Below are 24965 nucleotides of genomic sequence, written 5' to 3' on the forward strand. Positions count from 1 at the left end.
TCCATGCAACGCTTACTGTTATCCCTGTTTATCTGCCTGGGGCTGGTGCTTCCGGCGACCGCCAATGCCTGGTGGCAGGACGATTGGCACTATCGCAAACAGATTTCGGTGGACACCACCCCCCAGGGCGCCGCCATCGCCCAGGCTTTGGGACGCACGGCGTTGCTGGTGCGCCTGCACACCGGCAACTTCACCTTCGACGGGGTCAAGGAAGACGGCTCGGACCTGCGCTTCGTCAGTGCCGACGACAAGACCGTGCTCAATCACCAGATCGAAAGCTTCGACCCGCTGATGGGCATGGCGCTGATTTGGGTCGATGTGCCCAATGTGGAGGGCGGCCAGCGTCAGGACGTGTGGATGTATTACGGCAACCAGAAGGCGCCGGCCACAGGCAGCGGCCAGTTGCCCTTCGACCCGGACTACACTGCGTTGTATCACTTTGAAGGCGCCACCGGTGTACCGCCCCGGGATACCACGGCCTACGGCAACAATGCCCAGGGCGCAGCCGGTGTCAGCATCGACGGCGTGATCGGGCGTGCCTTGCAGTTCAACGGCCAGCCGCTACTGTTGCCCGCCAGCCCTTCGATGCAACACAGTGCCGGTGCGGCGTTCACCTTCAGTACCTGGCTGCGTCAGGACCAGGCCAGTGGCGAACAGATCATCCTGGCCCGTCGCGAAGCCACCACCAGCCTGTTGATTGGCGTGAACCAGGGTGTGCCGTTCGTTGCGATCAATGACCAGCGTGCGGTCTCGACTCAGCCGCTGAATCCTGGCCAGTGGCAGCACCTGGCGTTGACCGCCTCGGGCGACCGGGTTGTGCTCTACGTCAATGGGCGTGAAACCGCGAGCCTGGCGGTGGCGATGCCCGCGTTCAACTCGCCGATGGCCTTGGGCGCAGACGTTTCCGCCGGTGCCTTCGCGCCATTTGGTGGGGCCATGGACGAAGCGCGCCTGTCCAAGGTCGCCCGCCCGGCGCCACTGTTGTTGGCTGACGCCAATGCCCAGGGCGCCGAATCGAAACTGGTGGCCTACGGCGTCGATGAAGAGCAGTCCGGCTTCGGTTTCGGCAGCCTGGGTTTCCTGCTCAACGCCGTGCCGATGGACGCCTGGGTGATCATCGGGGTGCTGGTGCTGATGATGTTCCAGTCGTGGATCATCATGATCCGCAAGAACCGCATGGTCAGTCGCCTCAGCCTCGCCAACGAAGCCTTCCGCGAGCAGTTCGCGAGGATCGGCACGCGCCTGGAAATGTTCGCCGACGACCAGGACCTCGCCCAGCGCCTGCAACATTCGTCGCTGTGGCGCCTGTACCTGGTGGCCGTCAAGGAAATCCGCACCCGTCGCGAGCAGGGCGCCGACACTTCGTCGGTGTCGGCGGCCACCATCGAAGCGATCCGCTGTTCCATGGATGGCGTGCGTACCCGGGAAAACCAGCAGCTCAGCTCGAAGCTCTCGACCCTGTCCAACGCCATCGCCGGCGGCCCGTACATCGGCCTGCTTGGCACCGTGCTGGGGATCATGGTGGTGTTCCTCGGCACGGCCATGGCCGGTGACGTGAACATCAACGCCATTGCCCCGGGCATGGCCGCGGCATTGCTCGCCACTGCGATGGGGCTGTTCGTCGCGATCCCTGCACTGTTTGGCTACAACCGCCTGATCACCCGTAACAAGGAAGTCAGCGCCGACATGCGCGTGTTCGTCGACGAGTTCATCACGCGCCTGGCGGAGATGCACGGCGAAGGCCAGTCCGGTGAAGCGGCGCATCGGCGCAATCATCACGCCCCATCGTCCGTACCGGCCTGAGGAAATCGCCATGGCTAGCGTAAACGCTTCACACGATGACGACGATGACGCGGCGGTCGACAGCATCAACATCACGCCGCTGGTGGACGTGCTCATGGTGGTGTTGGTGATGTTCATCCTCACCGCCACGGCCCAGGTGTCGGGTATCCAGATCAACCTGCCCAAGGCCAGTGCCTCGGTGTCGTTGTCCGAGGCCAAGACCAAGGCGATTTCGGTGAACGACGGCGGGCAGGTGTTCCTCGATGCCTACCCGGTGACCCTGGCCGAGCTGGAAGAGCGCCTGCGCATCGAGAAGGCCCAGAGCCCGGACTTCCCGATCATCGTGCGCGGCGACGCCACGGTGCAGTACCAGAAAGTTATTGAAGTGCTGGATCTGTTGCGGCGCCTGGAACTGTCCCAGGTCGGTCTCGTGACCGGCAAACCGAGCCAGGGCTGACCATGACCGCCAGACTTCCCATCGATCCGCCCCCGGTGAAGACCTCGCCGCTGCGCCTGCTCAAGTGGGCCGCCGGCCTGGTGCTCGTCGCCGTGGCGGCCTGGCTGCTGTGGCAGTGGGCCAACGACATGAGTGGCGTGCGCCGTGAAGCACCGAAGGTGCCGACCATCATCCCGTTGCCGCCTCCGCCCCCACCACCGCCGGAGAAACCCAAGGAACCGGAGCCTCAGGTCGAGGAGAAGGTGGTCGAGCCAGAGCCGACTCCGGAGCCCGAAGAGGTCAAGCCCGAGGAAGAGGCGCCGCCGTCGCCAGTCGATGACCTGGCGAATCCGATGCAGATGGACGGCGATGCCCAGTCCGGCAATGACGCCTTCAACATCGGTGCCGGCAAGGGCGGTGGCATGGCCGGGGCAGGCGGTGGCGGTGGGCTGGGGAACGCCACTTACGGCCAGATGATGGCTGTTTCCTTTCAGCGTCTGCTGCGCGATGACCCCGAGCTTCGCAGGCTGGAGTTCACGTTGCAGGCCGATGTCTGGATCAGTGCCTCGGGGGAAGTCACCCGTGTGGAACTGGCGAAGTCCAGCGGCAACCCGCAGACCGACGAGAAAGTCATCGCTTCGCTGCGCGCTTCGCGGCATTTGAATGAACGGCCACCGGCCTCCCTGAAAATACCTGTACGCATGACATTTAAAGGAAAGCGTCCGGGCTAGTCGAAGTTCTAGAAAGTTTGCCAACAGGAGTTGTGTGCAGATGATTTCCAATGTGAATCGATTGTCGTGGGCAGTCGGCCTGATCGTTCTGGGCCTGTCCGGGCATGCGTTGGCCGCCCCGGCGCCTTCGGAAAACGCCACGATCAATCTGATCCGCCTGCTAGTACAGCAGGGCGTGTTGAAACAGGATCAGGCCGATGGCTTGATCGCCCAGGCTGAACGGGAAGCCGTGCAGGCCCGCCAGGCGGCCACGGCGGTTGCCGCAGCGCCGGCCGGTGCGCCGGGGGACGTGCGGGTGCAATACGTGCCGAACATTGTGCGTGAGCAGATTCGCGACCAGGTCAAGGCTGAAGTCATGGCCACCGCCAAGCAGGAAAACTGGGCCCAACCCAATACTTTCCCGGACTGGGTTTCGCGCATCAGTTTTGACGGCGACATTCGCCTGCGGGATGAGTCGCGCTATTACTCGGGCACCAACAGCAACGAAATCGTCGACTTCGCCCGGCTCAATGACAAGGGGCCCTACGACGTCAACCCCAACAGCAGCTCCAGCCTGCCGCCGTTGCTCAACACCCGTGAAGACCGCGAGAACCTGTTCCGCCTGCGCGCACGCCTGGGCATGAAGGCCGTGATTGCCCCGCAATGGACGGCGGGTATCCGCATCGGCACCGGCTCGGACAACAACCCGGTGTCCACCACTCAGACCCTCGGTGGCGGCTTTGGCAAGAAAGACATCTGGCTCGACCAGGGCTACCTGACCTGGAAGCCTTCGGACGAATTGACCTTCACCGGCGGGCGTTTCGCCAACCCGTTCTTCTCCACCGACCTGTTGTATTCCGGTGACCTGAACTTCGACGGTGTGGCGGCGAACTTCAACCACAAGCTCAATCAGGACTGGGGCGTGTTCGGTACCGTTGGCGCGTTCCCGGTGGAGTACACCAACGACACCAGCACCAGCAATGGCAGCGACAAGGAAGAGAGCGACAACAAGTGGCTGTACGGTGCGCAACTGGGGGCCAACTGGGCCATCAACGACAGCAACCGCATCAAGGGCGCGTTGGCCTATTACCGCTTCGACGACATCGAAGGCCAGCGCTCTTCGCCGTGCCAGCCTTGGGCCGGTGATCCAGGCTGCGACAGCGACGGTTCACGCGTTGCGTTCATGCAAAAGGGCAACACCGTGTTCCTGTTGCGTGACATCACGCCCAATCCCCTCAACCCGTCCACCACGCCACAGCCGCAATACGTCGGCCTGGCCTCGGAATTCAACCTGCTGGACCTGAATCTGGCCTGGGACACCGATCTGCCCGAAGACCTGAAGCTGCGCAGCCAGGCTCATTACGTCCACAACCTGGGCTACGACGAAGGCGAGATGCGCAAGCGCTCCGCGGGGCAGTTCGCCAACAACCTGGACAGCAATGGCGAGGTGGAAAGCGGCGCCAACGCCTGGATGCTCCAGTTCACCCTTGGCAACTCGCTGGAGCTCAAGCGCGAGGGCGACTGGAACCTGTTCGCCGGCTACAAGTACATCCAGCCCGATGCCTTGCCGGACGGCTTCAACGATTCGTCATTCCATCTGGGTGGCACCAACGCCAAGGGTTATTTCCTGGGTGGCAACTATGGCCTGGCGAGCAACGTCTTCGCCACCGGTCGCTGGTTGAGTTCCGAAGCGGTGTACGGCGCGCCGTACGACATCGATGTCTTGCAGCTTGAAATCAACACGCGCTTCTAAGCGCAGGGAGGTCTCATGAAAAGGCGAGCCAAATACCCATGCCCGGCCGCGTTATTGGTGCTGGGCCTGCTGCTCAGTGGCGTGGCTCATGGAGAAGGCCTGGAAGAGCGGCTGCGGGCACAACTGCGCAGCACCACCGCCCAGTTGCAGGCCCTGCAAAGCGAGCAGGCCCAGGCCAGCGCCGCTCGCCAGGCTGCCGAGAGCCAGGCCAGAGAAGCCCAGGCGCAGATCAAGCAATTGACCGCACAACTGACCAAGGCCCAGGGCCTGAATGAGCAACTGGCTGGGCATCAGCAAAACCTGCAAAGCCAGGCCCAGGCCCAGGTGGCGGCCAGCAACGAGCAAATTGGCAAGTTCAAGAAAGCCTACGACGAGCTGCTGGTCCTGGCTCGCGGCAAAGAGGCCGAGCGCGCTCGCCTGGAGGCGCAATTGACCGAGCGTGACACACAAGTGCAGCAATGTTCGGTCAAGAATCAGCAAATGTACGAAGTCGCCAAGGCGCTGCTGCATGCCTACGAAACCATCGATGTGACCGACATCGTGAAGATCCGCCAGCCGTTCGCGGCCAAGGCCCGGGTGCGTTTCGAAGAGCTGGCCCAGGGGTTTGGCGATGATCTCTACAAGAACCGTTTCGATGCCCCCCAGGCCTCGATCACTCACTGAACAGAACAAGGAAGAAGCGAACATGACCTCAATGATTGAATACGTTGGTGCAAAATCCCTGACCGAGTGGTTGCAGGCCGCGGGCTATCGGGTCAATGAAACCGAGCAGAACGGTATCGTGCAGCTGCTCAGTGCCAGCCAGGGCATCGGCTTCGCGGTGCGTTTGGGTAATCCTGCGCCGACAGCGGGCCAGTACCTGGACTTCACGTTCAGTTGTGCCTTGCGGGTTCAGGGCGAGTTGCCAGTTGGGTTGGTGGCGTTGTGGAACGCCTCGCGTCGCTTTGCCCGGTTGTCGCTGCAGGGCGAATTCCTGGTGATGGAAATGGACGTCGTGGTTGCGGCGGGCGTGAGTGTCGATCATCTGCGCAGCCACCTGGAACTGTGGGACCGCCTGTTGCAGGAGTTCATTGTCTACCTGCGTGAGTACAGCCAGAACGCGGCGCGCCTGCAAACCCCGGCCGATCCAGTCGAAGCGCCATCGGAGGAGGCCGTCGCATCGTGAAAAAGCCGACCTTCGTCATCAGCGCCGCCGCACTGGGGCTGATTGCCGTGGCGCTGGTGCTGGGCCTGCGGCCAGGCAACGATCCGGTCGCCGCGGTGCAGACCGCCAGCGTTGTTTCGGCCGACACGCCGAGCTTGGCCCGACTGGGCAATCAGCAGGTCAGCCCCGAAGAGCTCAAGACCTTGCTGGCCGCACTGGCCCCGGAGGTTCGCCAGCAAATGCGTGGCAATCGCGCTGCACTGGAAGGCTGGATCCGTGCGCGCCTGGCGGAAAAGGCCGTGTTGGAGCAGGCCGACGCCCAGGGTTGGCGCGAGCGGCCCGAGGTGCAGCGGCAGACGCGAGCGGCGGCTGAGCAGATTGTGTTTCGCGACTACATGCAGTCGGTCAGCCAGGTGCCGGCCGGGTATCCCAGTGACGAAGAACTGAAGCAGGCTTACGACGCCGGGAAAGCCAACTGGACCGCACCGGCGTTGTACCGCGTCAGCCAGATTTTCCTGGCAGCCACCGAGCCGCAAACCGTAGAGGCGGTGCGCCGGCAAGCGTCGGAACTGAGTAAAAAGGCCCAGGCGTCACCTGTCGAGTTTGCCGCCCTGGCCAGCCGTTTCTCCCAGGACCGCACCAGTGCCGAACGCGGCGGTGACAGCGGTTACCAGCCGTTGCAGCAACTGGTCCCGCCGGTGCGTGAGGCGGTGGCGCGCTTGAAAGTCGGCGCGGTATCGGACCCGGTGCAGAGCCCGGCAGGGTTCCATGTCATCAAGCTCACCGATCAACAGCCGGCCCGGGAAGCGACCTTGGAGGAAGTCCGCGAACGCCTGACCCAGGCCTTGCGTGCCCAGCGCCAGGAACAGATCGCCAAGGCCTACCTGGACGGTATGCTCGACACGGCCACATTGAGCATCGATGGCGCGCAGTTGAGCAAGGTGCTGGAGGAGGGGCTTTAGACCGTTCACACCAGACCCGTGGCGAGGGAGCTTGCTCCCGCTGGGCTGCGTAGCAGCCCCCTCACGAACTGACCGCAGTCCTTTAGTGAGAGCCCGGCAGAGCTTTTTGGGGTTGCTGCGCAACCCAGCGGGAGCAAGCTCCCTCGCCACAGGGTGTTTGTGCTGAAGACTCGCGCAGCACCACGTATTCGTACAACCGACAGGGAGTCACCCATGACCTTCACCGAGCCCGCAGGACGCCAGGCTGTCACCGCATACCGCACGCCGTTGCGTGTCCCCGATCCCTGGCTGACATTGGCCGGCGGTATTGAACCGCAAGTGGCGCAGTGTTTCCTGGTCAGTGCCCGTTGCGGCTGCTTCATGCAAGCGGCCCGTAGCCTCAACGTCAAGGCAACCTTTCTGCGCAAACAGTTGGCGCAGTTGGAGACGCGGCTGCAACGCTCGTTGTTCAGCTTCCAGGGCAGCGCCTTGACCCTCACTCGCGAAGGCCGGCAGTTGCAGGCGCGATTGATTACTCTGGCCCACGAAAGCGCGCCGCCGTTGAACGAACAACCCATGATTCGCCTCGCCGTGGCCGAGTCGATTCTGCATGACATCCTGGGACGCGACTTGATCTCGTTGCTACGGCGCAATGCCCGCGTGCGACTGCAGATCATTACCCTGGACAGTGACCTGGCGCTGCAAGCCGTCAGCGCCGACCTGGTGCTGTGGTTGAGCGATGCCCACACGTTAGGGCAGGGGCCGAGTTTCGCCACGTTGCCTGCGGATCGCCTGGCGCGGCTGGACTATGTGCCGCACATTGCCAAGCGTTACTCCCGCTCGGCCACGCGCCCGGACTGCCTGGACGACCTGAACGATTACATGCTGGTGCAATGGCAGGCGGACCGACACGTGGACGGCTTCGCCCCGTGGAACGCCCTGATAGAACAACGCCGGGCCGGTGTGGTGCAGGTGCAATCCTACGAACTGATGCTGGAAATGATTCGCTGCAGCGCCTGCATCGGCCTGTTGCCGCAGTACATGAGCCGTTTCGACCGAGGCCTGGTGGCGTTGCCGCAAGTGTTCGGCTTGTCGATGCAGCGGCACTTGTGGATGGCCGTCAGTGTCCAGGCCGAAGGCTCGCCAGAGGTGCAGATGCTTCGTGAGCTGATCCATCATACGCTGGATGAGCGGCGGGATTGGTTCCAGGCATAATCGAAAAAAGGTGTCTCGCCCTTGTGGGCGCGAGCTTGCTCGCGATAGCGGCGTCCAACTGAACCACCGCTCCCACAGGTTCCCCGTAGTGCCTGGTGCGGCTTATAGTGATCGGCCTTGTACCGTCTCCAGGGAGGAGCCGCATGTCCGAATCATCGATCACCCTCGTACGCTTCACTGAAACCCACATCGCCGGTGTCACCGCGCTCTACAACGATCCGGCGGTGACTCGCCAGGTGCTGCAGATGCCTTTCCAGTCCACCGAAGTCTGGCGCAAGCGCCTGGCAATGGACGACGAGCGTTTATTGAAACTGGTGGCCCTGCACGAGGGTGAAGTCATCGGCAACCTGGGGCTGGAGCAGTTTTCCCGCGTGCGTCGTGCCCATTGCGGCAGCCTCGGCATGGGCGTGGCGGTCGCCTGGCAGGGCAAGGGTGTGGGCTCGATGTTGCTGGCCGCCGCGTTGGATGTCGCGGACAACTGGATGAACCTGCGGCGGGTCGAGTTGACGGTGTACGCCGACAACGAAGCGGCCATCGGGCTGTACCGCAAGTTTGGCTTCGAAACCGAAGGCCTGATGCGCGACTACGCCGTGCGTGACGGACGCTGGGTGGACACCCTGGCCATGGCACGGTTGCGCTGAAAGGCCCAGCTCGCAGGCAAAGAGGGCTTTTACGTACGCCAACGTCTTGAACCTGTCATCATCGCTCTTCGCAGTACTCCCTTAATCGAGGACCGGCCCATGGACGATGTACAGCAATTGGGCGAGATGCTTCGTCACTACGCCGACAGTGAAGCGCACAAGAAACAATTGCACCAGGCCCAGTCGACGGTTTGGGCAGAGCAGATCAAGGCGTTGTATGGGCAAATCGAACAATGGCTGGCGCCTGTCATGGCGCTCGGTCTGCTGGAACTGAGCCGTGAGACGTATGTGGCGCACGGGCCGAGTGAGCCGGTAGAGACGTCCGGTTTCAAGACTGAAAAACTGACCTTGACCATTACCGGTAGGCCGGTGGAATTCGTACCGGAGGTGATGGGCGTAGGTGGGTTGATTTCATTGTCGATCATTGGCCTGGCCGCGACCCGTCACGGCAGTATTTCCCTGGTTTGCCAACCTCCATCGGTGCAATGGCAATGGCGCCGGACCAACGGGTTGAAGGACCCCGACACGTTTGCCTTCGATGCCAACTTCCTCGCACAACAGTTACAGAGCCTGATACCGCGCGAGCGCGGCTGAATCACGCATTCTTTTCAGAGCAGGCAAAAAACTGTCCATTGGCTATACCTGTAGTTCCGGCCCCGCCTCGTGTGGCTTACAGGAGTGACAGCATGAAGTTTTCGTCGATGATCGGCACTGTTTGCATTGCCTCGCTCGCCTTGGCGGGTTGCTCCAGCAAAGTCACACAGCCGGATGAGTACTCCGGGTTCCTGGGGGATTACAGTCGGCTCAAGGAAGAAAAGTCGCCGTCGGGGGCTGAGGTGATGCGTTGGGTCGATCCGAAGATCGACCCAGGCAAGTACACCAGTCTCTATATCGAGCCGACACAGCTTTACCCCAAGCCGCAGCCGACCGAGAAGATCCCTCAGGCGACGCTGTCGGGTATCACCGCCTACTACGATCAGGCCCTCAAGCGGGAAGCAGGAAAATCCTTGCCCCTGGCGACAGCGCCTGGGCCGGGTGTATTGGTGATGCGCGCGGCCATCACGGCTGTCGGCAGCAAGACCGAAGGCTTGAAACCGTATGAGGTGATCCCGATTGCGCTGGTGGCGGCCGCTGTGAGCACGGCAAGCGGCATTCGCGACCAGGAAACCACCCTGGGCACCGAAGCGGTTTTTCTCGACGGTGGCAACAACGCGGTGGTCGCCCAAGTGGTGCGCAAAGGCACGGGCAAGCCGTTGTCCAACGAGTCCCAGGTGATGAAGCCCGATGACGTCAAAGGGGTCATCGATGGCTGGGCGTCGGATTTGCATCAGTCGTTTCTGAAATTCAAGGCTGAATAGCCACCGCCGCAACCTCACGCGCCGGCGTCCAAACCACGACTTTTTATGTCCAACCATAGGTCGCGCAAGCATTTCGTGGTTAACTCCGGCCTTCACCTTTTTCAAACCTGTTAGAAGGAATCCGTTCATGGCTCAAGTCACCCTCAAAGGCAACCCGGTCCAAGTCAACGGCCAGTTGCCACAAGCCGGTAGCAAGGCGCCAGCCTTTTCCCTGGTTGCCGGCAATCTGTCGGACGTTTCCCTGAAGGACTTCGCCGGCAAGCGTAAAGTGCTGAACATTTTCCCAAGTGTCGACACGCCGACCTGCGCCACCTCCGTGCGCAAGTTCAATGCCCAGGCCAACGGCCTGACCAACACTGTGGTGCTCTGCATCTCCGCCGATCTGCCGTTCGCCCAGGCGCGTTTCTGCGGCGCCGAAGGCCTGGAAAATGTCCAGAACCTGTCGACCCTGCGCGGTACCGAGTTCATCCAGGACTACGGCGTGGCGATCGCCGATGGCCCACTGAAAGGCCTGACCGCCCGTGCCGTGGTGGTGCTGGACGAAAACGACACCGTGCTGCACAGCGAGCTGGTCAAGGAAATCGGTGAAGAGCCGAACTACGACGCTGCGCTGGCCGTTCTGAAATAAAGTATTTATTACAATTGTTAACGGCCTGGCCCTGTCCAGGCCGTTTTCTTTTGTGCTTCAACGTCTTAGCTGACTATTCGAAAGGTAAGCCCAACGTAAATTGCCGGTAAAGGCGCTTTGCTAAACACCCGCCAGTGCTTATCGTTCAGCCTCCCGTAAAAGAAGTCCACGCGTCCAATGGTTGATCACTCCATGCAATCCTCTGTTTCCCGCAATTCCCGTCGCTGGCTGTTCGGCCTGTTCATCGTATTGGTCGTCGCGGCGCTGACCTGGAAGTTCTGGCCCAGTGGCTCGGCGCAGAAGCCTGGGGCAGGGGATAAGGCCGCGGCGGGGCACATGGGGCGCTCGGGTGGCATGCGGCCAGGGTTCGGTGGGGCGACGGGGCCGATTCCGGTACGGGTGGCGCCGGCGGTGACCGGGGATTTCCCTCTGTACTTCAAGGCGCTGGGCACGGTCACCGCGCTCAATACCATCAACGTGCGCAGCCGCGTGGGGGGCGAACTGGTCAAGATCGCCTTCGAAGAGGGGCAGATGGTCAAGGCCGGGGACTTGTTGGCCGAGATCGACCCGCGTCCGTACCAGAACGCCTTGCTCCAGGCCGAAGGCACGTTGTTGCAGAACCAGGCCCAGCTGAAAAATGCCCAGGTAGACTTTGAGCGCTATCGCGGCCTGTACGCCGAAGACAGCATTGCCAAGCAAACCCTCGACACCGCCGCGGCGCTGGTGGGCCAGTACCAGGGCACGGTCAAGACCAACCAGGCGGCGGTCAACGACGCCAAGCTCAACCTAGAATTCACCAAGATCCGCGCGCCCATCTCCGGGCGGGTCGGTTTGCGGCAATTGGATATCGGCAACCTGGTGGCGGCCAACGACACCACGGCCCTGGCAGTCATCACCCAGACCCAACCCATCAGCGTCGTGTTCACCTTGCCGGAAAACAACCTCGACACGGTGCTGGCCCGTTATCGCAGCGGGGCGAAACTGCCCGTCGAGGCTTGGGACCGGGGCGATGTGAAGCTGCAGGCCAGCGGCGTGCTGCAAAGCCTGGACAACCAGATCGATGTCACCACTGGCACCTTGAAATTCAAGGCCCGCTACGAGAACCGCGACCAGTCGCTGTTTCCCAATCAGTTCGTCAATGTCCGCCTGCTGGCCGACACCCTCAAAGGCGTGACCCTGGCGCCGACGGCGGCCATCCAGTTCGGGACCAATGGCACCTTCGTCTATGCCCTGGATGGCGACAAGAAGGTCACCATCAAAAAGCTGAAGATCGGCGCCAGCGACGGAGCGAATACCGTGGTCACCGAAGGCCTGGCCGCCGGTGACCGGGTGGTGCTCGAAGGCACCGATCGCTTGAAGGAAGGCAGTGAAGTGGAAGTGGTCAGCGACAGCCAGGAAGTGCCCACCACGCCGACCGAGCACCTGCAGGGCAAGTCCGCAGCGGTGCCCGCTGAGCCGGTTGCGGCCGACAAGGCGAAAAAGGGCGGCGCATGAATCTCTCGCGGCTGTTCATCCTTCGCCCGGTCGCCACCACCCTGAGCATGCTGGCGATCATCCTGGCCGGCCTGATCGCCTATCGGCTGCTGCCGGTGTCGGCCTTGCCCCAGGTCGATTATCCGACCATCCGCGTGATGACCCTGTACCCGGGCGCCAGTCCCGATGTGATGACCAGCGCGGTGACCGCGCCCCTGGAGCGCCAGTTCGGGCAGATGCCGGGCCTGACGCAGATGGCCTCCACCAGTTCCGGTGGAGCGTCGGTGATTACCCTGCGCTTCAACCTCGACATCAACATGGACGTCGCCGAGCAGCAGGTGCAGGCCGCGATCAACGCGGCCACCAACCTGCTGCCCACGGACTTGCCGGCACCGCCGGTGTACAACAAGGTCAACCCGGCCGACACCCCGGTGCTGACCCTGGCGATCACCTCCAAGACCATGCTGCTGCCCAAGCTCAACGACTTGGTGGACACCCGCATGGCGCAGAAAATCGCCCAGATCAGCGGCGTCGGCATGGTCACCATCGCCGGCGGCCAACGCCAGGCCGTGCGGATCAAGGTCAACCCCGAGGCCCTGGCGGCCAACGGCCTGAACCTGGCGGATGTGCGCACGCTGATCGGTGCCTCCAACGTCAACCAGCCCAAGGGCAATTTCGATGGCCCGACCCGGGTCTCGATGCTCGACGCCAACGACCAGTTGACTTCGCCCAAGGACTACGCCGAGCTGATCCTGGCCTACGCCAATGGCGCGCCGTTGCGGCTCAAGGACGTGGCACAGATCGTCGACGGTGCCGAAAACGAACGCCTTGCCGCCTGGGCCAACGAAAACCAGGCCGTGCTGCTGAACATCCAGCGCCAGCCGGGGGCCAACGTCATCGAAGTGGTGGACCGGATCAAGGCCCTGCTGCCGAGCATCACCGACAACCTGCCGGCCGGCCTGGATGTCACCGTGCTGACCGACCGTACCCAGACCATCCGAGCTTCGGTCACTGACGTGCAGCATGAATTGCTGATCGCCATCGCCCTGGTGGTCATGGTGACCTTCCTGTTCCTGCGTCGCGTCAGCGCCACGATCATTCCGTCGGTGGCCGTGCCGTTGTCGCTGATCGGCACCTTCGGCGTGATGTACCTGGCCGGTTTTTCCGTCAATAACCTGACCCTGATGGCCCTGACCATCGCCACCGGTTTCGTGGTGGACGATGCCATCGTCATGCTGGAGAACATCGCTCGTTTCATCGAGGAGGGCGACAGTCCGTTGCAGGCCGCGCTCAAGGGGGCGAAGCAGATCGGCTTCACGCTGATTTCCCTGACGCTGTCGCTGATCGCCGTGTTGATCCCGCTGCTGTTCATGGCCGACGTGGTCGGACGCTTGTTTCGCGAGTTCGCCATCACCCTGGCGGTGGCGATCCTGATTTCCCTGGTGGTCTCCCTGACCCTGACGCCGATGATGTGTGCCCGCTTGCTCAAGCGCGAGCCCAAGGAAGAGGAACAGGGCCGCTTCTACCGCGCCAGCGGCGCCTGGATCGACTGGTTGATCGCCGCCTACGGACGCAAGTTGCAATGGGTGCTCAAGCACCAACCGCTGACCCTGCTGGTGGCGGTGGGTAGCCTGGTACTGACGGTGGTGCTGTACCTGGCCGTGCCCAAGGGGTTCTTTCCGGTGCAGGACACCGGGGTGATCCAGGGCATTTCCGAGGCACCGCAATCGATCTCCTTTGCCGCCATGAGCGAGCGGCAGCAGCAACTGGCGAAAGTGATCCTGGCGGACCCGGCGGTGGAGAGTCTGTCATCCTACATCGGCGTGGACGGCGACAACGCCACGCTCAACAGCGGTCGCCTGCTGATCAACCTCAAGCCCCACAGTGAACGGGATGACAGTGCCACTGAGATCATCGCCCGCTTGCAGCCGCAATTGGATCGGCTGGTGGGCATTCGCCTGTTCATGCAGCCAGTGCAGGACCTGACCATCGAAGACCGGGTCAGCCGGACCCAGTACCAATTCAGCCTGTCGTCGCCGGACGCCGAATTGCTCAGCCTCTGGAGCGGGCGCCTGGTCGAAGCCCTGGCCCAACAGGCGGAGCTGACCGATGTGGCCAGCGACCTGCAGGACAAGGGTTTGCAGGTCTACCTGGTGATCGACCGCGACGCCGCCTCACGCCTGGGCGTCTCCGTGTCGAACATCACCGATGCGCTCTATGACGCCTTCGGCCAGCGGCAGATTTCCACCATCTACACCCAGGCCAGCCAGTACCGGGTGGTGTTGCAGGCCCAGGCCGGGGAACGGATCGGGCCCCAGGCTCTGGACCAGATTTACGTCAAGACCACCGACGGTGGGCAGGTACGGCTGTCGAGCCTGGCTCGGGTCGAAGAACGCCAGGCGCAACTGGCGATTGCCCACATCGGCCAGTTTCCGGCGGTGATGATGTCGTTCAACCTTGCGCCGGGCGTGGCCCTGGGGCATGCGGTGGACGTGATCGAAAAGGTCCAGCGCGACATCGGCATGCCGGTGGGCGTGCAGACCGAGTTCCAGGGCGCAGCCCAAGCATTCCAGGCGTCGCTGTCGAGTACCTTGCTGCTGATCCTGGCAGCGGTGGTGACCATGTATATCGTGCTGGGCGTGTTGTACGAAAGCTACATCCACCCGATCACCATCCTTTCCACCTTGCCCTCGGCGGCCATCGGCGCCTTGTTGGCCTTGATCCTCAGCGGCAATGACCTGGGCATGATCGCGATCATTGGCATCATCCTGCTGATCGGCATCGTCAAGAAAAACGCGATCATGATGATCGACTTCGCCCTCGACGCCGAACGCAACCAAGGCGTCGACCCGCAGACGGCGATCTATCAAGCTGCATTACTGCGCTTCCGCCCGATCCTGATGACCACCCTGGCGGCCTTGTTCGGCGCAATACCTCTGATGTTCGCCACCGGTTCCGGCGCTGAACTGCGCCAGCCCCTGGGCTTGGTGATGGTGGGCGGGTTGTTGGTGAGCCAGGTATTGACGTTGTTCACCACGCCAGTGATCTACCTGTATTTCGATCGCCTGGGCCGCCGCTTTGCCAAGCCAGAAGGGAAAGAGGTGCGGGTATGACGCTTAGCGTGGGCCGGACGCACACCCTGTGGCGAGGGAGCTTGCTCCCGCTGGGCTGCGCAGCAGACCTTTTTGTGAGTGCTGCGCACTCAAGCGGGAGCAAGCTCCCTCGCCACAAAAGTGCCTGCCACAAAAGTGTGTGCTGCATGACGCCTGATGGCTGGAGCGCTCACCCATGAACCTCTCTGGCCCCTTCATCCGCCGCCCCGTCGCGACCATGCTCCTGAGCTTCGCCATCACATTGCTCGGCGGCGTGTGCTTCGGCCTGCTGCCGGTTTCACCGCTGCCGCAGATGGATTTCCCGGTGATCGTGGTCCAGGCCAACTTGCCGGGGGCCAGCCCCGAGGTGATGGCTTCGACGGTGGCTACGCCCCTGGAACGTTCCTTCGGCGCCATCGCCGGGGTCAACACCATGAGCAGCCGTTCCAGCCAGGGTTCTACCCGCGTCATTCTGCAATTCGACCTGGACCGTGACATCAACGGTGCCGCCCGGGAAGTGCAGGCGGCCATCAATGCGTCGCGCAACCTGTTGCCCAGCGGCATGCGTAGTATGCCGACCTATAAGAAGGTCAACCCGTCCCAGGCGCCGATCATGGTGCTGTCGCTGACCTCGGATGTGTTGAAAAAAGGCCAGCTCTACGACCTGGCTTCGACCATCCTGTCCCAGAGCCTGTCCCAGGTATCGGGCGTCGGCGAGGTACAGATCGGCGGCAGCTCGTTGCCGGCGGTGCGCATCGAACTGGAGCCGCATCTGCTCGACCAGTACGGCGTGGCCCTCGATGATGTGCGCACCGCGGTTGCCGATAGCAACGTGCGCCGGCCCAAGGGCTCGGTGGAGGACGATCGGCGCATGTGGCAGGTCCAGGCCAACGATCAACTGGAGAAGGCCAAGGACTACGAAACGCTGATCATCCGTTATCAGGATGGCTCGGTACTGCGACTCAAGGACGTGGCGAAAGTCACCGACGGCGTCGAGGATCGCTACAACAGCGGTTTCTTCAACAACGATGCCGCCGTGTTGCTGGTGATCAACCGCCAGGCCGGGGCCAACATCATCGAGACGGTCAACGAAATCAAGGCGCAACTGCCGGCGTTACAGGCCGTGCTGCCGGCCAGCGTCAAGCTGAACCTGGCGATGGACCGCTCGCCGGTGATCAAGGCCACCCTGCATGAAGCGGAAATGACCTTGCTGATCGCCGTGGCCCTGGTGGTGCTGGTGGTGTTCCTGTTCCTCGGCAACTTCCGCGCCTCGTTGATCCCGACGCTGGCGGTTCCGGTGTCGCTGGTGGGTACGTTTGCGGTGATGTACCTGTACGGTTTCTCCCTGAACAATTTGTCCTTGATGGCGTTGATCCTCGCGACCGGGTTGGTGGTGGACGATGCCATCGTGGTGCTGGAGAACATTTCCCGGCATATCGACGAAGGTGTTCCCCCTATGACGGCGGCGTATAGGGGGGCCGAAGAGGTGGGTTTCACTTTGCTGTCGATGAACGTCTCGCTGGTGGCGGTGTTCCTGTCGATCCTGTTCATGGGCGGGATCATCGAGAGCCTGTTCCGTGAGTTTTCCATCACCCTGGCGGCGTCCATCGTGGTCTCGCTGGTGGTCTCGCTGACCCTTACACCGATGCTCTGCGCCCGCTGGCTCAAGCCTCACGTGCCGGGGCAGGAGAATCGCTTGCAGCGCTGGAGCCTGCGGCTCAATGAGCGGATGGTCCGTGGTTATGCCACCAGCCTGGACTGGGTGCTGCGCCATCGGCGCCTGACCTTGCTGAGCCTGCTGGTGACCATCGGCGTGAACGTCGCGTTGTATGTGGTGGTGCCGAAAACCTTCATGCCGCAGCAGGACACCGGCCAGTTGATCGGTTTCGTGCGTGGCGATGACGGGCTGTCGTTCAACGTGATGCAGCCGAAGATGGAAATCTTCCGCCGCGCCGTACTCAAGGACGAGGCGGTGCAAAGCGTCGCCGGTTTCATCGGTGGCAACAACGGTACCAACAACGCCTTCATGCTGGTGCGCCTCAAGCCGATCAAGGAGCGTAATATTTCTGCACAGAAAGTCATCGAGCGCCTTCGTAAAGAAATGCCCAATGTCCCCGGCGCTCAGTTGATGTTGATGGCCGACCAGGACCTGCAGTTCGGTGGCGGTCGCGAGCAGACCACCTCGCAGTATTCCTACATCCTGCAAAGCGCCGACCTGGCGTCGCTGCGCGCGTGGTACCCCAAGGTCGTGGCGGCCTTCAGGGCCTTGCCGGAGCTGACCGCCATCGACGCTCGTGACGGCGGCGGGGCGCAGCAGGTGACGCTGGTGGTGGACCGCGACCAGGCCAAGCGCCTGGGCATCGACATGGACATGGTCACCGCGGTGCTCAACAACGCCTATAGCCAGCGGCAGATCTCGACCATCTACGACAGCCTCAACCAGTACCAGGTGGTGATGGAGGTCAATCCCAAGTATGCCCAGGACCCGAGTACCCTCGAGCAGGTCCAGGTGATCACCGCCGATGGCGCGCGCGTACCGCTGTCGGCCATTGCCCACTACGAGAACAGCCTGGAGGACGACCGGGTCAGCCATGAGGGTCAGTTCGCGTCCGAGGGCATTTCCTTCGACATGGCCGAAGGTGTCACGGTGGAGCAGGGCACCGCGGCCATCGAACGGGCACTTGCCAAGCTCGGGTTGCCCGAGGATGTCATCGTGAAAATGGCCGGCACCGCCGATGCGTTCGCCGCCACCCAGAAAAGCCAACCGTTCATGATCCTCGGGGCGTTGCTGGCGGTGTACCTGGTGTTGGGTGTGCTCTATGAAAGCTACATCCATCCGTTGACCATCCTGTCTACGTTGCCATCAGCCGGGGTCGGCGCGTTGCTGTCGATCTACGCGCTGGGTGGCGAGTTCAGCCTGATCTCGCTGTTGGGGCTGTTCCTGCTGATCGGCGTGGTGAAGAAAAACGCCATCCTGATGATCGATCTGGCGCTGCAACTCGAACGTGCCGGGCAGACGCCACTGGAGTCAATCCGCAGCGCTTGCCTGCTGCGGTTGCGGCCGATCCTGATGACCACGCTGGCGGCGATCCTTGGTGCCTTGCCGCTGTTGCTCGGCGCCGCCGAAGGCTCGGAAATGCGCCAGCCATTGGGCCTGACCATCATCGGTGGGTTGGTGTTCAGCCAGGTTCTGACGCTCTACACCACACCGGTGGTTTACCTTTATCTCGACAAGCTGCGCCATCGCTTCAATCGCTGGCGCGGTGTGCGCACTGATGCTGCCCTGGAAACTCCGCTATGACCGACCGTTCGCCTTTCAATCTTGCCGCAACGCTGGCCACCGCCCGTGGTTCGCGGGTGCTGAGCCTGGTGCTGTGCGTGGCGATGCTCAGTGCCTGCGCCGTCGGCCCGGATTATCAACGTCCCCAGGCTGCCGAGCCGGTGCAATACAAGGAGGCCCAAGGCTGGCGCCAGGCCAACCCAAGCGATGCGATGGCCAGGGGCGCCTGGTGGGAGCTGTACGGCGATGTGCAACTCAATGCTCTGGTGGACCAGCTCAATGCGTCCAACCAGACCGTGGCCCAGGCCGACGCCCAATACCGACAGGCCCGGGCGCTGGTGCGCAACGCCCGTGGCGCATTTTTTCCCACCGTGGACCTGACCGTCGGCAAGACCCGCTCCAGTCAGGGCACGGGTAGCAGCAGTTCGAGCCTGAGCAGTTCGTCCAGCGGCATTCGCGACACCTATAGCGCCCAGGCCGGCGTCAGCTGGGAGGCGGACGTATGGGGCAAGTTGCGCCGCACCCTGGAAGCCGACGAGGCAAGCGCCCAAGCCAGTTTTGCCGACCTGGCGGCGATGCGCCTGAGCCAGCAATCGGAACTGGTGCAGAACTATCTGCAGTTGCGGGTGATCGATGAACAGAAGCGCCTGTTGCAGACCACCGTCGACAACTACCAGCGCTCCCTGAAAATGACCGAAAACCAGTACCGCGCCGGGGTGTCCGGCAAGGACGCGGTGGCTCAGGCGCAAAACCAGCTCAAGACCACCCAGGGCGACCTGATCGACCTGATCTGGCAACGGGCCCAGTTTGAAAACGCCATTGCCGTACTGGTCGGCCTGCCGCCGGCCGAGTTCAACCTGGCCGAGACCCAGGACATTCCGTCGCTGCCGCAGATCCCGGTGGCGCTGCCGTCGCAACTGCTCGAACGCCGGCCGGATATCGCCTCGGCGGAACGTTCGGTGATGGCCGCCAACGCCAACATCGGGGTCGCCAAGGCCGCGTATTACCCGGACCTGACCCTGAGCCTCAGTGGCGGCTACAGCAGCAGTACCTACGACAACTGGGTGAGCGTGCCGAACCGGTTCTGGTCGGTAGGGCCACAACTGGCAATGACGCTGTTCGATGGCGGCCAGCGTTCGGCAGAGGTCGACCGTACTGTCGCGGCCTACGATCAGACCGTCGCCACCTATCGCCAGACCGTGCTCGACGGCTTGCGCGAGGTGGAAAATTACATGATCCAGCTCAAAGTGCTGGAAGACGAAGCCCGCGTGCGCCAGGAAGCCCTCGACGCCGCCCGCGAATCCCTGCGTTTGACGCAGAACCAGTACAAGGCCGGGTTGATTGCCTACCTCGATGTGGTGACCGTCCAGGCTACCGCCCTGAGCAACGAACGCAGCGTGCTGAGCCTGCAACAGAGCCGCCTGATCGCCAGCGTGCAGTTGATTGCGGCGTTGGGGGGTGGTTGGGATGGGCAGCTAAAGACGGATGAGTAAGCCGTCGAGCCGATAATGCTGCACGGTATTAAGAGCCGAGATGCATTTGTGGCGAGGGAGCTTGCTCCCGCTGGGCTGCGCAGCAGCCCCTCTCAAGCTCACTCAATCAACCTGATCTACCGTGTCGCCGGGTTTTAGGGCCGCTTCGCGCCCCAGCGGGAGCAAGCTCCCTCGCCACGGGGAATTGGGCACGGCGGGGGTTAAGGGAGTGCCTCGAATCAGTGTCAGTTTCAAGAGCAAATCGGTTGCTCGACCGGGATGCTAGCAGCCCCTCTCAAGCTCACTCAATCAACCTGATCTACCGTGTCGCCGGGTTTTAGGGCCGCTGCGCGCCCCAGCGGGACAAGCTCCCTCGCCACGGGTCGATCTTCATGAAAGGCGAGCAGTCCCGCTTTTGGCCGATGCACTGCCTACGTCCTGTTGCGCTGGCTTGTTATAGTTCAAGCCTCTTTTCAGCCGGTAAAGGATCACTGCCATGTCGCAATACCAAGCGTTCAACGTCGAACTTGTAGACAACATTGCCCATGTGCAGATCAATCGCCCGGAAAAGATCAACTCGATGAACGCCGCGTTCTGGAGCGAGATCATCGAGATCTTCCAATGGATCGACGACACCGATGCCGCACGGGTGGTGGTGCTCAGCGGCGCCGGCAAGCATTTCTCCTCGGGGATAGACCTGATGATGCTGGCGGGCGTGGCCAACGAATTGGGCAAGGACGTAGGGCGCAATGCACGCCTGCTGCGGCGCAAGATCCTGCAACTGCAAGCCTCGTTCAACGCCGTGGACAACTGCCGCAAACCCGTGCTCGCCGCGATCCAGGGCTACTGCCTGGGCGGGGCCATTGACCTGATTGCCGCCTGCGACATGCGTTACGCGACCGAGGACGCCCAGTTCTCCATCAAGGAGATTGATATCGGCATGGCCGCCGATGTTGGCACACTGCAACGCTTGCCCCGGATCATCGGGGACGGCATGCTGCGTGAACTCGCTTATACGGGGCGCACCTTCGGTGCCGAAGAAGCGCGCAGCATCGGCCTGGTCAATCGTGTCTACAGTGACACCGCCAGCCTGCTCGACGGTGTGATGGGCATCGCCCGGGAGATCGCCGCCAAGTCGCCGATTGCCGTGACCGGCACCAAGGAAATGATCAGCTACATGCGCGACCACCGCATCGACGACGGTTTGGAATACGTCGCCACCTGGAACGCCGCCATGTTGCAATCGACCGACCTGCGCGTGGCCATGGCCGCCCATATGAGCAAACAGAAACCTGAATTTCAGGATTGATTGACCATGATTTCACGCTGGACCACCGCAGTACTCGATACCGCTCTTGCTGGCGGCTGGGCCGTCGCCCGCAGCCCTGAGGGCTTTCTGTTCGATGACAATGGCGCGCTGTTTCCCCGCGAATGGCTCAAGCGCCAAGACCTGTCGGTCCTCGCCGAGCACGGCATCGGTCACCTGGATGGCGAGCCGGTCTACCTGCTGGAATTGCACAGCTCGCTGGACATCCCAGGCTGTAACTGGAAAGGCCTGCGGGCGTTCATGCTCGAGGATGACCACACGCTGTACAAAGTGTTGGGCTATGCCGCGCAGATCGGCACCTGGGCCCGCGAACATCGTTTCTGTGGCAGTTGCGGCAAGCGCATGGGCCAGATTCCGTTGGAACGGGCCATGTATTGCGATGCCTGTGAGCTGCGGCACTATCCGCGGATTTCACCGAGCATGATCGTGTTGATTACTCGCGGCGATGAAATCCTGCTGGCCCGTTCGCCGCGTTTCGTCCCGGGCGTCTACAGCACCCTGGCGGGGTTTGCCGAGCCTGGCGAATCGGCCGAGGATTGCCTGGTGCGCGAGGTTCGCGAGGAAGTCAGTATCGAGGTGAAGAACATCCAGTACATGGGCAGCCAGTGCTGGCCGTTCCCCCATTCGATGATGCTCGGTTTCCACGCTGAATATGCCGGTGGCGACATTGTGCCCCAGGAAGATGAAATCGAGGACGCCCAGTGGTTCAACGTCCATGACTTGCCACCATTGCCGGCCTCGCGCTCCATCGCCCGCTACCTGATCGATCTGTATGTGGCGCGGCGCTTAGGCCACGCTGAACCAGTGCTGCCAGGCTAGACGTACGGTCAAGCCCAGCACCACGGTGATGAACACCGGTCGGATGAACTTCGCACCGCCGCTGATGGCGGTGCGAGCGCCGAAGAACGCGCCGATCATCACCGACAGGCCCATGCTCAGGCCGATGACCCAATCCACTTGCCCGGAAAAGATGAACACCGACAGCGCCGCGATGTTGCTGACGAAGTTCATGCTACGGGCCACGCCACTGGCCTTGACCAGGTCGATGGGGTAGAGCAGCAGGCTGCTCACAGTCCAGAACGCCCCCGTACCCGGCCCGGCCACACCGTCATAGAAACCCAGGCTGAAGCCCTGGGGCGACTGCCATGTCTTCTTGATCGGTGCATCGCTGTCCAGAGGTGCCTTGGGCGTGCCGCCGAACAACAGATACAGGCCGCAGGCGAAGACGATCACCGGCAGCATCTTGTTCAGCCACTCGGCGGGCAAGTAATGGGCGACGATGGCGCCGGTCAGGGCCCCAACCAGAGTGCCGACGAGGGCATGAGTCCACTGCCTTGGGTGGAACAGCTTGCGCTTGTAGAAGGTGAAGCTGGCCGTCGCCGAGCCGAAGGTCGAACTGAGTTTGTTGGTCCCCAGGACCAGATGAGGCGGCAAGCCTGCCGTCAGCAGGGCTGGCGTGGTCAGCAACCCACCGCCACCGGCAATGGCATCGATGAAACCGGCAATGAATGCGACAACAGCAAGAATAGCGAGGGTAGAGAGGTCAACGCTGAGTTCAAATGGCATGGAATAGGCTTATTTAGCAGGTCGCAGAAGGGCTGCGGGGAAGGCCGGTATGTTACCCATAATGGTGCAGGGCTGCGACAGCCGGTTGGGCGGTGCACCGTAGACCTCACAACCCCGCAAATCCCCGTGACGAGGGAGCCTGCTCACCCAGGGCTGTGCAGCAGCCCCAAAAGGCTTCTGATATCTGCCTGGCACACCGAGACCGCTGGGCGATTTTTTTTTGAAATCAAGGGGTTGCCAGCCTAGGCAAATGAGTACATAATTGCGCCCATCGAACGCACTGAGACGTAAAAAATCTCAATGTTTTCAAGGAGATAGCGCTGAGTAGGTGGCTTGTTTCCTGATCAGTTTGTACCGCGGTTGATGTGGCAGCATCGCATCAAGCGTTCTGAGGCCGAATAGCAAAATGGTTATGCAGTGGATTGCAAATCCACCTACGCCGGTTCGATTCCGACTTCGGCCTCCACTTTTAAAAAGCTCTGTAGATCTATGATTTACGGAGCTTTTTTATTTCGAAGCATTGAAAGCTTTTGTATTGAAAAGGACATGAGCTACCTTGCTTCGCGGGGGAGGGATGTATATATTCCCCCCTCTTGCTGCACCAGCCAGAACATCGGCCATTGGATTTTGCCGATATTTCCATGGCTAACCGCGCTACCGCCCGAATGGCGAAACTGGTAGACGCATGGGACTTAAAATCCCCCGCTCGTAAGGGCGTGCCGGTTCGATTCCGGCTTCGGGCACCATCTAAAATCAAGGGTTTGCGAGCGAAAGCTAATGCAAACCCTTGTTCGTTTCTGCTTCTGGAAATTGCTGCAGAAACGGAGTCCAAGCCTGCGGGTGTTTTCAAGCACAAGCCCTTACACTCGGCGTCGAGATTAGCAAGGGGTCATATCCTCCAAGCCTTGCCCATTACGCTAATCCTTTACCATGGAGAGGTAACGAGTGAAAACAATCGCAACGATGAGTCTGTTGGCCTTGATGAGCAGCAGCGCTGTATACGCAGGGGAGACAACCTCCGTTGATGGGAAATCGCTGGCTGTGGACTTTGGCGAGCCGACCGTCAAGCAGGTTCTGCACTATCGGAAAATGTACGATAAGAAGCCTTTTCCCGATGCGGAAATTTATTACTACAGCAACGGTTTGTACAAGATCATCTCTCAGGGAGAAAATCATTACGGTGTCTACGTCTTGCAGGGCCAACACACCGATGAGACATACACCGTGAAGTTCATTTCCCTGCCTTCCCCGGATTGGGGAAATAAAACGGCGTATCACCAACTCACCTTTATTCGAGGTGATGAACAAAACGTATTTATCCAGAACGCAATTGTCGACACTGGCGAGGCGATAGCCCAGCAGAATGGGACCTATACGCAGGAAAAAAATACCGTGGTCAATCCGATCAGCACCGCCTGGCAGAAAAAGTGAGCCCATTGCCCCCAGTGGCTTGATGGCAGGTTTTCAGGCATTTTCTGATTATCTAATAGTTATAAAACAATAGGTTGCATGATTTATCTCATGCAACCTATTCGGCGTTGATCATCAGTGCCGGCGCCTCACAACCGCCGCCGAAAAGCCTCGAGAATGTCCCGCGTTCCCTTTTTCATTTGCAGTTGGGCAATGGCGTCCAGCGGGTGCCAAAGGCAATCGCTGATTTCATTCTGTGGCTTGGCCGCCGTCGAGTCGCTGACCGATGCTTCGAACACATGATGTTCGGTCTGCCCGTCACTGATTCGCATCAAGTAGAGCAGGTTCTCGACGTCCAGGCCGGTTTCCTCTGCCAACTCCCGTATGGCTGCCCCGGCATGGGATTCCCCGCGCTCGACGGTACCGCCCGGCAACGCCCAGCGGCTGTTGGCTTTGCGAACCAGGAGGATATGGCGATTTTCCTCGCAGATGACGGTCGCTCGAATTTTCATGGCCGTGCTCGATCTGTGACTGTCATTAAAGTGAAATATAACTGCAATATTTGCGCCTGACATTAGCTGCTTCGTTCAAATATCGAGTTTTTCAAGGTCTTATCCAATACGACCGCGACGGTGCGGGAAAGACAGAGCTTATTCGTGCCTGCCATCGCTCCAATCCATCTCTCCGACCACTAGCACTAGGTTTTCGACCGGTTATCGCCTCAAATGAATCAGCTT

The 24965-nt window shown here is 61.5% G+C and carries 21 protein-coding genes and 2 tRNA genes; 21 read left to right on the plus strand and 2 right to left on the minus strand.

Features of this window, described 5'->3' with window-relative positions:
* Window positions 1-3: 3 nt before the first annotated feature.
* From V7773_RS00050 to nudC, 18 genes are all read left to right on the plus strand, one after another.
* Window positions 4-1803, plus strand: coding sequence for a DUF2341 domain-containing protein (locus V7773_RS00050; RefSeq protein WP_336071513.1), 1800 nt, complete (start codon window positions 4-6; stop codon window positions 1801-1803).
* A gap of 10 nt (window positions 1804-1813) precedes the next feature.
* Window positions 1814-2239: an ExbD/TolR family protein gene (locus V7773_RS00055; RefSeq protein WP_072398773.1), complete on the plus strand. Its 426-nt coding sequence runs from the start codon at window positions 1814-1816 to the stop codon at window positions 2237-2239.
* Window positions 2240-2241: 2 nt separating this feature from the next.
* A complete protein-coding gene (locus V7773_RS00060) occupies window positions 2242-2949 on the plus strand; it encodes an energy transducer TonB (RefSeq protein WP_336071518.1) in 708 nt (235 codons plus the stop codon).
* Window positions 2950-2989: 40 nt separating this feature from the next.
* Entirely contained in the window at window positions 2990-4681 is a 1692-nt protein-coding gene (locus V7773_RS00065; RefSeq protein ID WP_336071519.1) for a putative porin, read from the plus strand.
* A 15-nt stretch (window positions 4682-4696) separates the two neighbouring features.
* Window positions 4697-5344, plus strand: a complete 648-nt coding sequence (locus tag V7773_RS00070; protein WP_092143672.1) for a DNA repair protein — start codon at window positions 4697-4699, stop codon at window positions 5342-5344.
* Window positions 5345-5366: 22 nt separating this feature from the next.
* A complete protein-coding gene (locus V7773_RS00075; protein ID WP_336071521.1) occupies window positions 5367-5846 on the plus strand; it encodes a YbjN domain-containing protein in 480 nt (159 codons plus the stop codon).
* Window positions 5843-6787 (plus strand): peptidylprolyl isomerase, encoded by a 945-nt coding sequence (locus V7773_RS00080; protein ID WP_336071523.1) that lies wholly within the window; start codon window positions 5843-5845, stop codon window positions 6785-6787. The genes V7773_RS00075 and V7773_RS00080 overlap by 4 nt, the downstream gene beginning before the upstream one ends.
* A gap of 213 nt (window positions 6788-7000) precedes the next feature.
* A complete protein-coding gene (locus tag V7773_RS00085; protein WP_092143666.1) occupies window positions 7001-7981 on the plus strand; it encodes a LysR family transcriptional regulator in 981 nt (326 codons plus the stop codon).
* A 143-nt stretch (window positions 7982-8124) separates the two neighbouring features.
* Window positions 8125-8622: a GNAT family N-acetyltransferase gene (locus V7773_RS00090; protein ID WP_063321351.1), complete on the plus strand. Its 498-nt coding sequence runs from the start codon at window positions 8125-8127 to the stop codon at window positions 8620-8622.
* 99 nt (window positions 8623-8721) lie between these two features.
* A complete protein-coding gene (locus V7773_RS00095) occupies window positions 8722-9216 on the plus strand; it encodes a hypothetical protein (RefSeq protein ID WP_063321350.1) in 495 nt (164 codons plus the stop codon).
* A gap of 92 nt (window positions 9217-9308) precedes the next feature.
* Window positions 9309-9980, plus strand: coding sequence for a DUF3313 domain-containing protein (locus V7773_RS00100; protein ID WP_063321349.1), 672 nt, complete (start codon window positions 9309-9311; stop codon window positions 9978-9980).
* 127 nt (window positions 9981-10107) lie between these two features.
* Window positions 10108-10608: a thiol peroxidase gene (gene tpx, locus V7773_RS00105; RefSeq protein ID WP_063321348.1), complete on the plus strand. Its 501-nt coding sequence runs from the start codon at window positions 10108-10110 to the stop codon at window positions 10606-10608.
* Window positions 10609-10785: 177 nt separating this feature from the next.
* Complete coding sequence (locus V7773_RS00110) at window positions 10786-12102, plus strand: MdtA/MuxA family multidrug efflux RND transporter periplasmic adaptor subunit (protein WP_092224609.1); 1317 nt, start codon at window positions 10786-10788, stop codon at window positions 12100-12102.
* Window positions 12099-15194 (plus strand): MdtB/MuxB family multidrug efflux RND transporter permease subunit, encoded by a 3096-nt coding sequence (locus tag V7773_RS00115; protein WP_336071529.1) that lies wholly within the window; start codon window positions 12099-12101, stop codon window positions 15192-15194. The genes V7773_RS00110 and V7773_RS00115 overlap by 4 nt, the downstream gene beginning before the upstream one ends.
* 175 nt (window positions 15195-15369) lie before the next feature.
* Window positions 15370-18474, plus strand: coding sequence for an efflux RND transporter permease subunit (locus V7773_RS00120; RefSeq protein ID WP_336071531.1), 3105 nt, complete (start codon window positions 15370-15372; stop codon window positions 18472-18474).
* The gene (locus V7773_RS00125; RefSeq protein WP_336071533.1) at window positions 18471-19946 is read left to right on the plus strand and encodes an efflux transporter outer membrane subunit; all 1476 of its coding nucleotides are present in this window, start codon (window positions 18471-18473) and stop codon (window positions 19944-19946) included. The genes V7773_RS00120 and V7773_RS00125 overlap by 4 nt, the downstream gene beginning before the upstream one ends.
* A 475-nt stretch (window positions 19947-20421) precedes the next feature.
* A complete protein-coding gene (locus V7773_RS00130; protein WP_336071535.1) occupies window positions 20422-21234 on the plus strand; it encodes a crotonase/enoyl-CoA hydratase family protein in 813 nt (270 codons plus the stop codon).
* 6 nt (window positions 21235-21240) lie between these two features.
* Entirely contained in the window at window positions 21241-22071 is an 831-nt protein-coding gene (gene nudC, locus V7773_RS00135) for an NAD(+) diphosphatase (RefSeq protein WP_336071536.1), read from the plus strand.
* Here the strand turns inward: nudC and V7773_RS00140 are convergent.
* Window positions 22039-22818 (minus strand): TSUP family transporter, encoded by a 780-nt coding sequence (locus V7773_RS00140; RefSeq protein WP_063321341.1) that lies wholly within the window; start codon window positions 22816-22818, stop codon window positions 22039-22041. The two genes, nudC and V7773_RS00140, sit on opposite strands and share 33 nt — an antisense overlap.
* Before the next feature lie 392 nt (window positions 22819-23210).
* Here V7773_RS00140 and V7773_RS00145 point away from each other — a divergent pair.
* The 3 genes from V7773_RS00145 to V7773_RS00155 all read left to right on the plus strand — a co-directional run bounded on the left by V7773_RS00145 (window position 23211) and on the right by V7773_RS00155 (window position 24249).
* A tRNA-Cys gene (locus V7773_RS00145) sits at window positions 23211-23284 on the plus strand.
* 193 nt (window positions 23285-23477) lie between these two features.
* A tRNA-Leu gene (locus tag V7773_RS00150) sits at window positions 23478-23564 on the plus strand.
* Window positions 23565-23781: 217 nt separating this feature from the next.
* Complete coding sequence (locus V7773_RS00155; protein WP_092143638.1) at window positions 23782-24249, plus strand: hypothetical protein; 468 nt, start codon at window positions 23782-23784, stop codon at window positions 24247-24249.
* 128 nt (window positions 24250-24377) lie between these two features.
* Here the strand turns inward: V7773_RS00155 and V7773_RS00160 are convergent, their stop codons facing one another.
* Window positions 24378-24740: an NUDIX hydrolase gene (locus V7773_RS00160; protein WP_092143635.1), complete on the minus strand. Its 363-nt coding sequence runs from the start codon at window positions 24738-24740 to the stop codon at window positions 24378-24380.
* Window positions 24741-24965: the final 225 nt, after the last annotated feature.

The organism is Pseudomonas sp. 3JA, assembly GCF_036961705.1.
Classification (GTDB): Bacteria; Pseudomonadota; Gammaproteobacteria; order Pseudomonadales; family Pseudomonadaceae; genus Aquipseudomonas; species Aquipseudomonas fluorescens_Q.

Excerpts from the sequence above, each read along its gene's own strand:
- V7773_RS00095 (WP_063321350.1), top strand. The coding sequence starts at position 8,722 with ATGGACGATGTACAGCAATTGGGCGAGATGCTTCGTCACTACGCCGAC.
- V7773_RS00090 (WP_063321351.1), top strand. The coding sequence starts at position 8,125 with ATGTCCGAATCATCGATCACCCTCGTACGCTTCACTGAAACCCACATC.
- nudC (WP_336071536.1), top strand. The coding sequence starts at position 21,241 with ATGATTTCACGCTGGACCACCGCAGTACTCGATACCGCTCTTGCTGGC.
- V7773_RS00110 (WP_092224609.1), top strand. The coding sequence starts at position 10,786 with ATGGTTGATCACTCCATGCAATCCTCTGTTTCCCGCAATTCCCGTCGC.
- V7773_RS00120 (WP_336071531.1), top strand. The coding sequence starts at position 15,370 with ATGAACCTCTCTGGCCCCTTCATCCGCCGCCCCGTCGCGACCATGCTC.
- V7773_RS00055 (WP_072398773.1), top strand. The coding sequence starts at position 1,814 with ATGGCTAGCGTAAACGCTTCACACGATGACGACGATGACGCGGCGGTC.
- V7773_RS00070 (WP_092143672.1), top strand. The coding sequence starts at position 4,697 with ATGAAAAGGCGAGCCAAATACCCATGCCCGGCCGCGTTATTGGTGCTG.
- V7773_RS00050 (WP_336071513.1), top strand. The coding sequence starts at position 4 with ATGCAACGCTTACTGTTATCCCTGTTTATCTGCCTGGGGCTGGTGCTT.
- V7773_RS00155 (WP_092143638.1), top strand. The coding sequence starts at position 23,782 with ATGAGTCTGTTGGCCTTGATGAGCAGCAGCGCTGTATACGCAGGGGAG.
- V7773_RS00125 (WP_336071533.1), top strand. The coding sequence starts at position 18,471 with ATGACCGACCGTTCGCCTTTCAATCTTGCCGCAACGCTGGCCACCGCC.
- V7773_RS00140 (WP_063321341.1), bottom strand. The coding sequence starts at position 22,818 with ATGCCATTTGAACTCAGCGTTGACCTCTCTACCCTCGCTATTCTTGCT.
- V7773_RS00100 (WP_063321349.1), top strand. The coding sequence starts at position 9,309 with ATGAAGTTTTCGTCGATGATCGGCACTGTTTGCATTGCCTCGCTCGCC.
- V7773_RS00065 (WP_336071519.1), top strand. The coding sequence starts at position 2,990 with ATGATTTCCAATGTGAATCGATTGTCGTGGGCAGTCGGCCTGATCGTT.
- V7773_RS00130 (WP_336071535.1), top strand. The coding sequence starts at position 20,422 with ATGTCGCAATACCAAGCGTTCAACGTCGAACTTGTAGACAACATTGCC.
- V7773_RS00060 (WP_336071518.1), top strand. The coding sequence starts at position 2,242 with ATGACCGCCAGACTTCCCATCGATCCGCCCCCGGTGAAGACCTCGCCG.
- V7773_RS00075 (WP_336071521.1), top strand. The coding sequence starts at position 5,367 with ATGACCTCAATGATTGAATACGTTGGTGCAAAATCCCTGACCGAGTGG.
- V7773_RS00115 (WP_336071529.1), top strand. The coding sequence starts at position 12,099 with ATGAATCTCTCGCGGCTGTTCATCCTTCGCCCGGTCGCCACCACCCTG.
- V7773_RS00160 (WP_092143635.1), bottom strand. The coding sequence starts at position 24,740 with ATGAAAATTCGAGCGACCGTCATCTGCGAGGAAAATCGCCATATCCTC.
- tpx (WP_063321348.1), top strand. The coding sequence starts at position 10,108 with ATGGCTCAAGTCACCCTCAAAGGCAACCCGGTCCAAGTCAACGGCCAG.
- V7773_RS00085 (WP_092143666.1), top strand. The coding sequence starts at position 7,001 with ATGACCTTCACCGAGCCCGCAGGACGCCAGGCTGTCACCGCATACCGC.